13 protein-coding genes and 2 pseudogenes are annotated in these 13492 nt (G+C 72.2%); 10 read left to right on the plus strand and 5 right to left on the minus strand.

Annotated elements, in window-relative coordinates; translation table 11 throughout:
* Window positions 1–297: 297 nt before the first annotated feature.
* Window positions 298–804 carry a DUF1877 family protein gene (locus tag IPZ69_RS27230; protein ID WP_235457175.1) on the minus strand — a complete coding sequence of 169 codons (507 nt, stop codon included), beginning with the start codon at window positions 802–804 and terminating at the stop codon, window positions 298–300.
* 168 nt (window positions 805–972) lie between these two features.
* Here IPZ69_RS27230 and IPZ69_RS27235 point away from each other — a divergent pair, with 168 nt between their 5' ends.
* Complete coding sequence (locus IPZ69_RS27235; protein WP_235457176.1) at window positions 973–1362, plus strand: hypothetical protein; 390 nt, start codon at window positions 973–975, stop codon at window positions 1360–1362.
* An 80-nt stretch (window positions 1363–1442) separates the two neighbouring features.
* On the opposite strand, the gene IPZ69_RS27240 is transcribed toward IPZ69_RS27235, so the two are convergent.
* The gene (locus IPZ69_RS27240) at window positions 1443–1868 is read right to left on the minus strand and encodes a hypothetical protein (RefSeq protein WP_235457177.1); all 426 of its coding nucleotides are present in this window, start codon (window positions 1866–1868) and stop codon (window positions 1443–1445) included.
* 225 nt (window positions 1869–2093) lie between these two features.
* On the opposite strand from IPZ69_RS27240, the gene IPZ69_RS27245 reads away from it, so the two are divergent.
* From IPZ69_RS27245 to IPZ69_RS27260, 4 genes are all read left to right on the plus strand, one after another.
* Window positions 2094–2726 carry an RNA polymerase sigma factor gene (locus IPZ69_RS27245; RefSeq protein ID WP_235457178.1) on the plus strand — a complete coding sequence of 211 codons (633 nt, stop codon included), beginning with the start codon at window positions 2094–2096 and terminating at the stop codon, window positions 2724–2726.
* 42 nt (window positions 2727–2768) lie between these two features.
* A complete protein-coding gene (locus IPZ69_RS27250; RefSeq protein WP_235457179.1) occupies window positions 2769–3587 on the plus strand; it encodes a hypothetical protein in 819 nt (272 codons plus the stop codon).
* Window positions 3588–4016: 429 nt separating this feature from the next.
* Window positions 4017–4679, plus strand: a complete 663-nt coding sequence (locus tag IPZ69_RS27255) for an RNA polymerase sigma factor (RefSeq protein WP_235457180.1) — start codon at window positions 4017–4019, stop codon at window positions 4677–4679.
* On the plus strand, window positions 4679–5758 hold the full coding sequence (locus IPZ69_RS27260; protein ID WP_235457181.1) for a hypothetical protein: 1080 nt from the start codon (window positions 4679–4681) through the stop codon (window positions 5756–5758). Before IPZ69_RS27255 ends, IPZ69_RS27260 begins: the two co-directional genes overlap by 1 nt.
* A 236-nt stretch (window positions 5759–5994) precedes the next feature.
* Here the strand turns inward: IPZ69_RS27260 and IPZ69_RS27265 are convergent, their stop codons facing one another.
* Complete coding sequence (locus IPZ69_RS27265; protein ID WP_374293986.1) at window positions 5995–6930, minus strand: L,D-transpeptidase family protein; 936 nt, start codon at window positions 6928–6930, stop codon at window positions 5995–5997.
* A gap of 119 nt (window positions 6931–7049) precedes the next feature.
* On the opposite strand from IPZ69_RS27265, the gene IPZ69_RS27270 reads away from it, so the two are divergent.
* Both IPZ69_RS27270 and leuE read left to right on the plus strand, forming a co-directional pair.
* Window positions 7050–8630, plus strand: coding sequence for an acyl-CoA mutase large subunit family protein (locus IPZ69_RS27270; RefSeq protein WP_235457182.1), 1581 nt, complete (start codon window positions 7050–7052; stop codon window positions 8628–8630).
* Window positions 8631–8677: 47 nt separating this feature from the next.
* Window positions 8678–9331 (plus strand): leucine efflux protein LeuE, encoded by a 654-nt coding sequence (gene leuE, locus IPZ69_RS27275; RefSeq protein WP_235457183.1) that lies wholly within the window; start codon window positions 8678–8680, stop codon window positions 9329–9331.
* 3 nt (window positions 9332–9334) lie between these two features.
* On the opposite strand, the pseudogene IPZ69_RS27280 reads toward leuE, so the two are convergent.
* Window positions 9335–9589 (minus strand): annotated as a pseudogene (locus IPZ69_RS27280) (aromatic-ring hydroxylase C-terminal domain-containing protein); the annotation flags it as partial.
* Between IPZ69_RS27280 and IPZ69_RS27285 the strand changes: the two are divergent.
* The 3 genes and pseudogenes from IPZ69_RS27285 to IPZ69_RS27295 all read left to right on the plus strand — a co-directional run.
* Window positions 9589–9834 (plus strand): annotated as a pseudogene (locus IPZ69_RS27285) (TetR/AcrR family transcriptional regulator C-terminal domain-containing protein); the annotation flags it as partial. The pseudogenes IPZ69_RS27280 and IPZ69_RS27285 sit on opposite strands and share 1 nt — an antisense overlap.
* Before the next feature lie 172 nt (window positions 9835–10006).
* Window positions 10007–10990, plus strand: coding sequence for a glycosyltransferase family 2 protein (locus tag IPZ69_RS27290; RefSeq protein WP_235457184.1), 984 nt, complete (start codon window positions 10007–10009; stop codon window positions 10988–10990).
* Entirely contained in the window at window positions 10987–12366 is a 1380-nt protein-coding gene (locus IPZ69_RS27295) for an alpha-2,8-polysialyltransferase family protein (RefSeq protein WP_235457186.1), read from the plus strand. The genes IPZ69_RS27290 and IPZ69_RS27295 overlap by 4 nt, the downstream gene beginning before the upstream one ends.
* A 76-nt stretch (window positions 12367–12442) precedes the next feature.
* Here the strand turns inward: IPZ69_RS27295 and IPZ69_RS27300 are convergent.
* Window positions 12443–13492 (minus strand): acyltransferase family protein (locus tag IPZ69_RS27300; protein WP_235457188.1); only part of this gene is annotated, 1050 nt, incomplete at its 5' end.

Genomic DNA, 13492 nt, shown 5'->3' on the forward strand with positions numbered 1-13492 from the left:
CCTCAGCCCGGACAACCCTTCAGTCCGAGCGCTGCTTTAGCCGTGCGCTCCTTCGGCCCATGCGGCCCTCAGCCCGTGCGGTCTCTCGGCCCGGACGGCTCTTCAGTCCGTGCGGCCCTCAGCCGCGAGGTCTTTCGACCGGTGCGGTGCTTCAGCTGTGCGGCCCTTCAGCCCGTCCGGCGCTCAAGCCCGTGCGGCCCTTCAGCCCGTGCGGTCTCTCAGCCACGCGGCTCCTCAGCCACGCGGCTTCTCAGCCGTGCGGTCCCTCAGTCATGCCCTGTCACCGTCGGACGGTGCTCAGCGGTGTGGGCCTATGAGGAGCCACTTGACCACCGCGTCGCCGTAGCCCGCGGTCCGTGCGTAGAAGGCCGTCAGATCCCGGTGTGCCGACTCGAAGGCACCCCGTGTCTGCGGTTCCACCTCCGCGCCGCCGTATCTGGGCAGCAGGTCACGGCGCGCCGAGTGCCACAGCGCCCCGAAGTCGGTGGACGAGAGGTAGTCGGAGACGCGGCTCACCTGAGCCGCCGTGAGCAGCAGGAACGGTGGTTTGTCCTGCTCGGCGGGGAACACCGGCCGGCCGCCCAGGATCACCTGGGCACACGGCTCCTCCTCGGGCTGGTACGGCGGAGCACCCGCGTAGAGGAGGTCGTGGTCGAGGTAGCGCCGGTCCAGCATTTCCTCGCGATGACGGTCGACCCGTGTGCGGACGCTGTCCCAGTCGTCCTCGAACAGCTTCCGCAGCCAGGTCGTGCTGTTGCGCAGGGCCGGAGGCGGCACCGCGCGCAGGTGGAAGTACATGTTCATCGCTGAATGGAGCGCACGGGAGCGCCGAAGCATCACACCTGTGCGCGCCCGGAGTTCGGGGAAGTTCCTGTGAGCGTCGTGCGGGGGAGGTGCGGGAGAACTGCACCGGTTCCGGGTGCGGCCAGGGGTACGGGTGACGAATGGAACGCTGACCTCGCTCTTCCGTACGTGACGACTCAGCAGGAGACCAGGCCCCAGGCCGCGGCGAAGCCGACGCGGTGGGCGGCGGACGCGGTGGTGACCATGCGCGAGGGCGCGCGGGTGCGGCTCGACTACTCGGCGCAGAGCCTGTGGCGCGTCGACCGGACGATCGAGGAGATACGGCGGGAGGGCGCGCCGTACGACGCCGTGCAGAGCGTGCTGCGCGGTCTCGGGGCGTACGCCGGTGAGGTGATCGTGCGCAACAGCGGCGCCGAGTGGTGGGCGACCGGCGGCGACCACTGGATCCGTACGCCCGACGGCCGCCTGTGGGACCCCATCGACGAGGCCCGCCGCTGCTACGAGGGACAGGGCTCGCTGCGGCTGCTGTGCCGCGACGCGACCGACGCCGCGAGGTGACACGGCCCGGCTCCCGGGCGAGGTGACACGGCCGGGCCCCGTGTGAGGGGAGGGGCCCGGCCGGCCGGGGGACACAGGCCCTAGTCCGCCGTAACTCCCCAATACCCGATATGGGTTGGTTCGCCGTCCGTGTAGAGCACGGTGCATCTGCCCTGCGCGCGGCCCGGGAAGTCGAGTCGGTCGGAGTGCAGCGCCTCGTCCCAGTCGGCGTACGTGGGGCGGCCGTCGGGGGCCCAGGCGCGGACCTCCTCCTCCGTCAGCGGGCGCATGAACGGGCCGTCCTCCGGGTCCGTCGGCTCGATCACCATGGGGAGGTCCAGCACGGTGCCCGTGCCCCCGGTGAAGATGTACTCCTGCCATTCGGGGTCCAGCCACAGCGCCTCGATCGTGCGGCCCGCTCCGAATCCGTGGTCGTCCTGTGCCAGTTCCTCCATCTGTGCCTGACGGAACGCCGCCGTCAGATCACGCCGGTACGGGCCCGTCTGCGTCCAGCCATTGCCCCCCATGCCGCTTCCTTCCCTCCGTGTCGTCCGATCGGTGAGGCGCAGCGTAGGAGGTGGCACTGACAGTGGCGTGACCAGGGAGTCCGCTGTGCACTGTGACACTTCTGTGAGGCCCGACGCTGTTGACCGTGGGGGTGGGCGGCGCGATCGGTCGTGTCGCACAGTGCGGATTCCCTACGAGAACGAGCACGAGCAATGGTCACGAGCTCAGTACGGACGAGGACGGTCTTGGGCCACGGAGGGGAACCCCGTCGCACGCAGGCGTACGACGGGGAGCTGGGCGCGGCCGTCGCGCGGGCCCAGGACGGTGACGAGGCCGCCTTCGCGGTCGCCTACCGGCTCGTGCAGCCCGGGCTGCTCGGCTATCTGCGCGGCCTCGTCGGGGACGATGCGGAGGACGTGGCCTCCGACGCCTGGCTGGAGATAGCCCGGGACCTCGGGCGGTTCAAGGGCGACGGCGCCGGGTTCCGCGGCTGGACCGCGACCATCGCCCGGCACCGGGCGTTGGACCACCTGCGCCGGCAACGGGTGCGCCCCCGGGCGTCGGCGCTCGAACAGGACGTACTGGACCTGCCCGGTCCGCAGAGCACGCACGACCAGGCGTTGGAGTCCCTCTCCACCGAGTACGCCCTGGAGCTGGTCCGCGGGCTGCCGCGCGACCAGGCCGAGGCGGTGCTGCTCAGGGTGGTCGTGGGCCTCGACGGACCGGCCTCCGCGCGGGTCCTGGGCAAGCGCCCGGGAGCGGTGCGCACGGCCGCGTACCGGGGCCTGAAACGGCTCGCCCGCCAGCTCGGAGGCGGGGCCGAGACGGACCAGGGTGTGACGGAAGACGGCCCCAGCACGCTGGGGGAGTCGACATGAACGAAAGCGGCGGCGGACCGCCGGACAGAGATGGATGGGCACATGGGTGAGCGGCAGAGCGACGGTGGGCTGCACAGCCGTCGGCGCGTGCACCCGGACGACAGCGCCGACGGATCGCGGGCCACGATCGAGCCGGCCGGCCTGGAGGAGTACCTCGGTGCCGCCCTGCGCGCCGGCGCCGTCGACCCGGCGGCCGAGCAGCGGGCGACGGACGCGTTCCGGGTCGCCCGGGACGCCGGCAGCCACCGGGCGCGGACCCGTCGCCGGGACGACTGGCGGCCGCGCGAGCACCGCCACATGTGGCGGTCGGTGAAGACCACGGCGGCGATGCTGGTGGCCGGCCTCACCCTGGGCGGTGTCGCGGTCGCCGCCATCGGCTCCGTCGGCTCCTCCGACGGGCGGGACGACCGGCACCGCCAGGACGCGAGCGCGGGCGCCACGGACGGGGCCTCCAGGGGCCCGTCGGGCAAGCTGTCCCCCTCGTCCGGCACCGGGACGCACGACCGTCCGGACACCGCCAAGGACACCCTCGCCCACTGCCGTGCCTACGAGTCGGTCAAGGGCAGCGGCAAGGCGCTGGAGTCGACGGCCTGGCAGCGGCTCGTCACGGCTGCGGGCGGCGAGGCGAACGTCGGGGCGTACTGCGCCGAGCAGTTGGCCGCCCAGAGCCACGAGCCGGGCAACTCCGGCAACTCTGGTAATACGGCCAACCCGGGCAACACGGCCAAGAGCGACAAGCCCAAGGCGAACACCGGCAATACCGGAAATGCCGGCAACAGCGGCAACACCGGTAATACGGCCAAGCCCACCAACGTCGCGAAGCCCGACGCCAGCCCGAATCCCGGCACCAAGAAGAAGTGATTCGGCTCACGCGGGGCCGGGACGGGCGATCCGCCCGGGGCTGACGCGGTGTCCGTCACGCGCCGGACGCGTGGCTTTCGAAGGGCTCTGTGCCCGATTCCCCGTGGTCGGCCACGGGGTCCGTCCCGGTCCGCCGGGCGCCGCCGTGATCTGCCGAGTGCCGCCGAGGCAACGGCCGGAGCCGCCACCCCCCACAGGAGAGGCCCCGGCCGTCGCGCGGCACGGGCCGCGCGGCGGCCCGTACTCCCTACAGCGCCGAGAGTGCGTTTTCTGTCACACCTCACTGCGTCACGAGTTAGTTGCACCTTGTACGGACGTGGACGAGGAGCGGTTTCAGGTCGTAACGTGCCTTTCGCGTCGAACGCAGATGCATGATCACTGCAATGATCGGCGGCCTGACTGCCGCGACCATCTATAGAGGAACCACGGGTGCTGGGGGACGACGCGGAGCTGACCGCCGCGGTACGTGCGGCACAGGACGGGGACGAGACCGCTTTCCGGACTGTGTACCGCACGGTTCATCCGCGACTGCTCGGTTACGTACGGACGCTGGTGGGCGATCCGGACGCCGAGGACGTCGCGTCCGAGGCCTGGCTGCAGATAGCCCGCGACCTGGCCCGGTTCAGCGGGGACGCCGACCGCTTCCGCGGCTGGGCCGCCCGTATCGCCCGCAACCGCGCCCTGGACCACATACGGATGCGCGGCCGCCGGCCCGCGATCGGCGGCGACGAGACCGAACTGACCGGCCGGGCAGCAGAGTCCGACACGGCGGGCGAGGCCATCGAAGCCCTCGCCACCGACAGCACCCTCTCCCTCATCGCGCGGCTCCCGCAGGACCAGGCCGAGGCCGTCGTCCTGCGCGTGGTCGTCGGCCTCGACGCCAAGACCGCCGCGGAGACCCTCGGCAAGCGCGCCGGCGCCGTACGCACGGCCGCGCACCGCGGTCTGAAGCGGCTCGCGGAACTGCTCGGCGAGGATCCGGAATCCGCCGGGGTGCTCGACGCACTGCCGGCCCAGCGAGAACCACGCCGTCGCGCGGTGACGTCCGCCACTGTGACGCATACGCGTTCGGGGACGCAGAAGGACATGTGATGGCCGACGAGCAGTACAAGTGGCTGGACCGTGAAACGGCGGAACGTCTGTTGCGCGGGGAGTCGCTGGAAGCCGTCGACGCGTCCGCCCGTGAGCAGGCGGAGCGACTCGCCAAGGCCCTCGGCGCACTCTCCGTCGACGCCCCCGCGGCAGGTGAACTCCCTGGCGAGGAAGGCGCGTTGGCCGCATTCCGCAAGGCACGCGAAGCGAGCGAGGCGGAGCGGGTCGCTGCGGGCCACCGCGACGAACTCGCCGCGCGGCGCGCCGGCCGGACGGAAGCCTCGTCCGATGTCGGCCTGGTCCGCATCGGCGGCCGGGCCCGCCCCGACCGCCGCTGGAACCGGGCCCGCCCGGTGCGGCTGGCGCTGGCCGCCGCGCTGGCCGCCGGCATGCTCGGCGGCGTCGCCGTGGCGGCCGGAACCGGAGTCCTGCCGACGCCGTTCCAGAACGACCCTCCCGGGCCCGCCGCCTCCGTCTCGGCCCCCGAGCAGCCGCTCGTGCCGCCCTCCCAAGGCAGCGTGCAGGGCGGTGAGTCCGGCACCCCGACGCCCGGCGGCACGGCGAGCGCCACCCCGGGCACCGACTCCCGGCGCGACACGGCCGGACAGGACCCGGCCACCGGCGAACCGACCGGCTCCGCGGGCACCTCCCGCGGGGCCGACGAGTGGTGGAGCGGCGCGCTCTCGGCCTGCCGCGACATCCGGGACGGCAGGAACCTCGACGCCGACCGCAAGCGCGCCCTGGAGGGGGCCGCGGGCGGAGCCGCGCGCGTGTGGCGGTACTGCCGTGGTGTCCTGGACGGCCACATCCCCGGCAGGACCGGCGGCGACGACGCGGACGAGCGCGGCGGCCGGGGCGGCAAGGGCGACGGGGACGACGGGGACGGCCAGGGCGGCGACGACGACCGCCACCGGGGCCGTCATCACCGGGACCGGGACGGTCACCGGGACCACGGCAACGACCACCACCAGGACGGCGGCGCCGTCACGCCCGCCCCCACGGCCTTCGGCCCGCTGCCGGCCCACCGTCCGACGCGGCCTCAGGCCCCGGCGCCGAGCCCGACGTACAGCGCGCTCTGACCCGTTCTCGCCTCGCTGACCTGCGCGTTCGTCCCGCGCCGAAATTTTTTCGCGCGGGGTGTGACGTTTTCGGCCCCCGGGACGCAGTACTCAGTGAGCCGACTGGTCATCGGCCGTCGCACTGAGCCGGGGTTCCCCCCGTACCCACGGCTCGTGCACATGGCGCGGGCGGGACACGTTCCCCCGGTCCCGCCCGCGCCCCACACACCCTCTCGGTGCTCCCCGCGCTTCGCGCGTCACCAGTGGACGACGACCTTGTCGCCCTTCCGCACCTGCGCGAACAGCCGCGCGATCGCGGTCTCGTCCCGCACGTTGACACACCCGTGGGAACCGCCCGCGTAGCCCCGTGCCGCGAAGTCGTAGGAGTAGTGCACCGCTTGGCCGCCGCTGAAGAACATCGCGTACGGCATGGGCGAGTCGTAGAGCGTCGACACATGGTGCCGTGACTTCCAGTAGATGTGGAACACACCTTCGCGGGTGGGGGTGTACTGCGCGCCGAAGCGCACGGACATCGTCGACACGGTCCGCCCGTCGACCATCCAACGCAGCGTCCGGCTGGTCTTGCTGATGCACAGCACGCGTCCGGTCAGACAGCGCGGGTCGGGCGCGGCGGCCGGCTGACCGCCCATCAGGTACAGCTCCCACCGGCCGGGTTCATGCGTCATGTCCCGCAGCCGCCGCCAGGTGACGGTGTCGGTCCTGCCGGTCGCCGGCAGCCCGCGCTTGCCCTGGAAGCCCGCGACCGCCTTCTCCGTCAGGTCGTCGTACGTCCCCGTCGGCCCGTCGAAGAGCCAGTCGACCTGGCGCAGGCGGGCCTGCAGCTCGCGTACGCCGGTGCCGGAGTCGCCGCGGGACCACAGCACGGGCGCCGGGGCGCGGGATGCCCGCGGGGTGCCGGGCGAGCCCGGTGCGGCAGGCGAGGCCCGGGACGGGCTGGACGGCGGGCCGGAGCTGCCGGGGAACTCGATGTGGACCGGCAGGCGGTGCTTGGCGTCCCCGTCCGGCGCCTGCACGCTGCAGCCGCACAGCACGGCGAGCGCGGCGAGTACGGCGCCCGAGGCGAGCGCGGCGGCGGTGGGCCGTGCGGGTACGGCGATGGGCCGTCCGGGTGCGGTGGTGGACCGCCCGCGTATGGCGGTGGACCGCCCGAGCGCGGCGGCGCGCCGCGACAAGATCCCCTTGCTCCTCATCCTGGGATGCTTCCCCGCGTGACCGCCGCCGAACTACGGGGCATGGTGGGGAGTAACAAACGCACTGCGGGGAGCGGGACACGTACTGCGGAGGCACCACGATGGCGCGTGAGTCGGAGTCCGGACTGCCGATCGAGCCGGTCTACGGACCGCGGGACCTCGCGGGCTGGGACCCGGCGCGCCAGTTGGGCGAACCGGGCGCCTACCCGTTCACCCGGGGCGTCTACCCCACGATGTACACGGGCCGCCCCTGGACCATGCGCCAGTACGCGGGCTTCGGCACGGCGACGGAGTCGAACGCCCGCTACAAGCAGCTGATCGCGCACGGCACGACGGGCCTGTCCGTCGCCTTCGACCTGCCGACCCAGATGGGCCACGACTCCGACGCGCCCCTCGCGCACGGCGAGGTCGGCAAGGTCGGCGTGGCCATCGACTCCCTGGACGACATGCGGGTGCTGTTCGACGGGATCCCGCTCGACAAGGTGTCGACGTCGATGACCATCAACGCCCCGGCTGCCCTGCTGCTGCTCCTGTACCAGCTGGTGGCCGAGGAGCAGGGGGTGGCGGCGGACCGGCTCACGGGCACCATCCAGAACGACGTGCTCAAGGAGTACATCGCGCGCGGGACCTACATCTTCCCGCCCAAGCCGTCCCTGCGGCTGATCGCGGACATCTTCCAGTACTGCCGGACCGAGATCCCGAAGTGGAACACGATCTCGATCTCCGGCTACCACATGGCCGAGGCGGGCGCCTCGCCCGCGCAGGAGATCGCCTTCACCCTGGCGGACGGCATCGAGTACGTCCGTACGGCGGTGTCGGCCGGCATGGACGTCGACGACTTCGCGCCCCGCCTGTCCTTCTTCTTCGTCGCCCGTACGACGGTCCTGGAGGAGGTCGCCAAGTTCCGCGCGGCCCGCCGGATCTGGGCGCGGGTGATGAAGGAGGAGTTCGGCGCGAAGGACCCGAGGTCCTGGATGCTGCGCTTCCACACCCAGACCGCGGGCGTCCAGCTGACGGCCCAGCAGCCCGAGGTGAACCTGGTCCGGGTGGCGGTGCAGGGCCTGGCCGCGGTGCTCGGCGGCACGCAGTCCCTGCACACCAACTCCTTCGACGAGGCGATCGCGCTGCCCACGGACAAGAGCGCCCGCCTCGCCCTGCGTACCCAGCAGGTCCTGGCCCACGAGACCGACGTGACCGCGACGGTGGACCCGTTCGCCGGCTCGTACGCCGTGGAGCGGATGACGGACGACGTGGAGACGGCGGCGCTGGACCTGATGCGCCGGGTCGAGGACCTCGGCGGCGCGGTCGCGGCGATCGAGCGCGGCTTCCAGAAGGAGGAGATCGAGCGCAACGCGTACCGCATCGCCCAGGAGACCGACTCGGGCGAACGGGTCGTGGTCGGCGTCAACCGCTTCCAGCTGGACGAGGAGGAGCCGTACGAGCCGCTGCGGGTCGACCCGGCGATCGAGGCCCGGCAGGCGGACCGCCTGGCCCGGCTGCGCGCCGAACGGGACCGGGCGGCGGTGGACTCGGCGCTGGCCGCGCTGAAGAAGGCCGCCGCGGGGGAGGACAACGTCCTGTACCCGATGAGGGAGGCGCTGCGGGCCCGCGCGACGGTGGGCGAGGTGTGCGGCGCGCTGCGCGAGGTGTGGGGCACCTACGTCCCCTCCGACGCCTTCTGACCAGCACCGACGACGGGAGTGTCGGACCGGCGTGCGACACTCCAGGCATGTTCGGCGTCATCGATCTCCCCACCTATCTGGCAGGCCTGGTCCTGATCGTCCTGCTGCCCGGCCCCAACTCGCTCTACGTGCTGTCCGTGGCCGCCCGTCGCGGTGTCCGGGCCGGCTACACCGCCGCCGCGGGCGTGTGGTGCGGGGACACCGTGCTGATGACGCTGTCGGCGGCCGGGGTCGCCTCGCTGCTCCAGGCGAACGCCGTGCTGTTCGGGATCGTGAAGTACGCGGGCGCCGGCTATCTGACCTGGCTGGCGATCGGGATGCTGCGGGCCGCCCGGGGGATGTGGCGGTCGCGGCGGGAGCGCCTGGTCGAGGCGGCCGCCGCCGAGGATGCCGCCGGCCAGGAGCGGCCGTTCCGGCGTGCCCTCGTCGTCAGCCTCTTCAACCCGAAGGCGATCCTGTTCTTCGTCGCCTTCTTCGTGCAGTTCGTCGACCCGGGGTACGCCTATCCGGCCCTGTCCTTCGTGGTCCTCGGCGCCTTCGCCCAGGTGGCCAGCTTCCTCTACCTCAGCGCGCTGATATTCGGCGGCACGCGGCTGGCCGCCGCCTTCCGCCGCCGCAAGCGTCTGTCGGCGACGGCGACCTCGGCGGCGGGCGCGCTGTTCCTCGGGTTCGCGGTGAAGCTGTCGCTGGCGAGCTCGTGACGCCTACCGGCCCAGGCCGAGGCGCGCCAGGTAGCCGGTGAGCGTCGCCGGGGAGTCGCCCGTCCAGCCGACGTAACCGTCCGGGCGGACGAGGAACAGGCCCGTTCCGTACGGCTCGGGGGCCGGGCCGCGGACGGTCCGCACCCCGTCGCCCGGCTCCGGTGCCCGCGCGCCCAGCAGGGTCCAGTGCGGTCCGCGGAAGGCGTCGAAGAGCCGTACGCCGTCGACCGTCCCGTCGGGGGCGCGGTCCCCGGCCCGCGGTCCGGGCGACCTCGACGGCGTACTCGTACACCATCGGCTTCGTCACCGAGGAGCAGGGCGTGCGGCCGCTGCCGGACGAGCGCCGCGAGGGTTACGACGTCGCCGAGCGCGCCCGCCGCATGGCCGATTTCCCCCTGTCGGCCGCAGCGGGCGCGGAGATCTTCGAGGACTACGACCGCGGCTTCGAGGAGGGGCCGGCCCTGGTCGTCGCGGGGATCGAGGCCCGGTACGGCATCCGCTGAACCGGGTCACCCGCCCGGAAAGCCACCCCCGCGGCGGAACGGCCAATTCACTTCCGGTCGTATCGCAATGTCATTCCGTGTTCACCTGAGAGTTGCTGTGCTGTCGCGTCCGAGCGGCGGAGCCGTCGAAGGATCGCGGAGATATTTCCGAAGCGAGCACGGGTGTACACACGTGGCCAACGAACCGACCCTGTCCGTCATCGTCCCCTGCTACAACATCGAGACCTACGTCGCCGACACGGTGACCAGCCTCGCGAACAACGCACGGGACGACTTCGAGTTCATCTTCGTCGAGGACCGGTCCACCAAGGACAAGACCTACGAGGCGTTGCTCGAACTCACCAAGCGGCTCAAGAACAGCAGGGTGATCCGGCACGAGCAGAACGGCGGTCTGGCCACCGCACGCAACACCGGCATCGACGCGGCCGAGGGCACCTACCTCACCTTCCTCGACGGTGACGACTGGCTCGCCCCGGGCTACCTGAGCGACCTGACCGACTGCGTCCAGCGCTTCGACGTCGACTTCGTGCGCACCGACCACGTCCAGGTCACCGGCGTCGAGCGCGCCGTCCACCGGGCCCCCGAGGGACGCCGGCACATACCGCTCGACCCGCGCTCCTCGATCCTCCCGGTCGACGAGACGACCATGGTCGACTACCCGTACGCGTGGGCAGGCGTCTACCACCGCCGGCTGCTCGACCGCGGCCTGCTGCGCTTCCACGACGGACTGCGCACCGCCGAGGACCGCCCCTGGATCTGGGAGCTGCACCGCAGGGCCGACTCCTACGTCGCCGCCAGCCTGCGCGGCGTCTTCTACCGCCGGGGCGTGGCCAGCTCGCTGACCCAGATCGGCGACGTCCGCCAGCTGGACTTCTTCCGCTCCTTCGACCTCGTCCTCGCCGAGCTCGCCGACGACCCCGAGGTCAGCAAGCTGCGCAAGAAGGCGCTGCGCAACTACTGCGTCGTCATCGCCCACCAGCTCGCCGACCGTGCCCGCTTCGAGCGCAGCGTCGCCGCCAAACTGCGGCAGATGGCCTCCGAGGCGCTGGGCAGAATGACGGAGGACGAGCTCAACGAGGCCCTCGTCGGCATGGGCGAGGAACGAGTCAACACACTGCGGCGCATCCGCGGCGGCATGAAGGGAGTCGCGGCATGAGCGGCACGGCCCGGACCGGTACCGGCAAGAGCGGTACGACCCAGATCTTCTTCTCGGCCACCCAGTACGCGGCGGCCACCGTCACCGCGGCGATCCGCGCCGGGCTCTTCGGCCCGCGCGAGGAGCACCGCCGCATCCTCGTCGTCAGCAACACCGCCGCGATCCCCGAGGTCGGCACCCCGCTGGACCGGATGGCCGGGTTCGAGAAGCTGCGCCCCGAGTTCGACGAGGTGCGCTCCTGGAACGACTTCATCTCCCCGCACCACCCGGCCGGCTGGTCCCCGCGCGCCCAGGACGCCCTGCTGTGGGAGAAGGCCGTACGCCTCGCCTGGGACCTGGGTGACGCGCCCGTCGAGATCGCCTGCGAGTCCATCCAGGCCAACCCCTCCCGCGCGGTCTGCGACATCTTCGCCGACAGCCCGATCCACGTGTACGCGGACGGCCTGATGAGCTACGGCCCCACCCGCAACCGGATCCCGCACGGCATGAACAGCCGCATCGCGCGCGTCCTCCACCTCGACCTGATACCCGGGCTGCGCCCGATGCTCCTGTCGGAGTACGGCGTCGAGCCCGAGCCGGTGCCGGGCGACGCCATTGTCGAGGTGCTCGCGCAGATCGGCGAGGACGGCGCCGGCATCCTCGCCGAGCGGATCCCCGCCGAGAGCCGCCCCACCGCCGTGCTCCTCGGCCAGTACCTCTCCGCCATCGACCTGATCACCCAGGACGAGGAGGAGGAGCTGCACGTCCGCATGTTGCGGGCGGCCGCCCGGGCCGGCCACCAGAGCGTGCTGTTCAAGCCCCACCCCAGCGCGCCCTCCGTGTACAACAACTCGCTGGAGACGGCGGCCGCGGAGCTCGGCGTACGGCTGACCGTCCTGCGCGACCCGGTGCTCGCCGAGACCGTCTTCGCCCACCTGAAGCCGGAACTGGTCATCGGCTGCTTCTCCACCGCCCTGATGACCGCGGCCGCCTTCTACGGCATCCCCGTGGCCCGCGTCGGCACCGAGCTGCTCCTCGAACGCATCACCCCGTACGAGAACAGCAACCGCGTCCCCCTCACCATCATCGACGCGGCCCTCCCGGACGCCGAGCGCGCCACCCTGGGCACCCCGCTCGCCCTCGCCGCCCTGAGCGCGGAGCTGGGCCCGCTGGTGCGCACCGTGGGCTACTGCATGCAGTCCCGCAAGCACCCGGGCCTGCACGAAGAGGCGGCCGCCTGGCTCACCGCGCACCTCGCCGAGCACCCGCAGTACTTCAAGAAGCGCCGCCTCACCAGCCTGCGCCTGCCCGGCGGCAGCCCCATCCGCGCCGAGTCCCTGCGCCGCCACCCGGCGGTGCGCCGGGCCGTGCGGCAGATCCGGGCCCGCCAGGGCTGATCCGCGGACGACGACCGAAGGCCGGTGGGGCATCCCCACCGGCCTTCGGCCCGTTCAGCGCGTACGGCGCGGGAATTCAGCGCAGCACGGGTCGTCTCGGCGCGCGGGTCGCCAGCGCCCGCTTCAGCCGGGGTCCGAACGGCCGCTCCACACCGCGGTGGATCAGCCAGGCCAGGCCCAGCAGAACGGCGATCGTGACCACGAGCGTGGGCCACGGGCCCAGGCCCAGATCCCGGTGCAGCAGCCGGACGACGAACCAGCCCAGATGCTCGTGGATCAGGTAGAAGGGGTACGTCAACGCCCCGGCCACCGTCAGCCAGCGCCAGTTCGCCCAGCGTGTCCAGCCCAGCGCCACCGCGGCCACCGCGCCGAAGGCCAGGGTCACGATCAGCTGGATGACGTACGGATCGCGGTGGAAGGCGCCGCCCTCCATGCCGGGGTGCCACAGCCCAGTGGTCGAGTAGCGCTGGCCGAGCAGCCAGGAGACGGTGACGATGCCCCACAGGAGCAGGTCGCTGCCGTAGCGGTGGATGAGGTAGAGGGCGAGGCCGCCGATGAAGAACGGCGCGTGGTCGCGCATCACCAGTTCGTCGGTGAGCGGGTTGTCGGCGACCCGGGCGAACACACCGGCCAGGGTCCACAGGCAGCAGAAGAGCACCACCCGGCGGTAGGTGACGCCCCGCCAGACGACGAACAGGGCGAACAGGGCGTAGAAACGCACCTCGACCCAGAGCGTCCAGCACACGCCGAGGACGCGCGGCACACCCATCGGCTGCTGCAGCATCGTCAGGTTGACCAGGAACTCGTCGAGCCGGACCGGACGGACGACCACCGGCAGCAGCAGGGACGCGGCGGTGATCAGGAACAGGGCGGCCCAGTACGCCGGGTAGAGGCGGGCGACCCGGGAGCGGAAGAACTGGCCGAGGGTGCGGCCCCAACTGCTCATGCAGATCACGAAGCCGCTGATGACGAAGAAGAACTGCACGCCCAGACAGCCGTACACGGCGGCCTGGGAGAGCGTCGGGAACACCCGGGCGGGGGACTGGTGCCAGGAGCCGGCGACGGCGCCGCCCTTCCCGGCGAAGTGGTAGAGGCAGACCATCAGGGCGGCCAGCAGACGCAGGCC

It is taken from the genome of Streptomyces olivochromogenes (assembly GCF_021538895.1).
GTDB classification, from domain to species: Bacteria; Actinomycetota; Actinomycetes; order Streptomycetales; family Streptomycetaceae; genus Streptomyces; species Streptomyces olivochromogenes_A.

Coding starts and splice junctions, on each gene's coding strand:
- IPZ69_RS27230 (WP_235457175.1), bottom strand. CDS start 804: ATGAACATGTACTTCCACCTGCGCGCGGTGCCGCCTCCGGCCCTGCGC.
- IPZ69_RS27240 (WP_235457177.1), bottom strand. CDS start 1,868: ATGGGGGGCAATGGCTGGACGCAGACGGGCCCGTACCGGCGTGATCTG.
- IPZ69_RS27250 (WP_235457179.1), top strand. CDS start 2,769: ATGGGTGAGCGGCAGAGCGACGGTGGGCTGCACAGCCGTCGGCGCGTG.
- IPZ69_RS27260 (WP_235457181.1), top strand. CDS start 4,679: ATGGCCGACGAGCAGTACAAGTGGCTGGACCGTGAAACGGCGGAACGT.
- IPZ69_RS27270 (WP_235457182.1), top strand. CDS start 7,050: ATGGCGCGTGAGTCGGAGTCCGGACTGCCGATCGAGCCGGTCTACGGA.
- leuE (WP_235457183.1), top strand. CDS start 8,678: ATGTTCGGCGTCATCGATCTCCCCACCTATCTGGCAGGCCTGGTCCTG.
- IPZ69_RS27295 (WP_235457186.1), top strand. CDS start 10,987: ATGAGCGGCACGGCCCGGACCGGTACCGGCAAGAGCGGTACGACCCAG.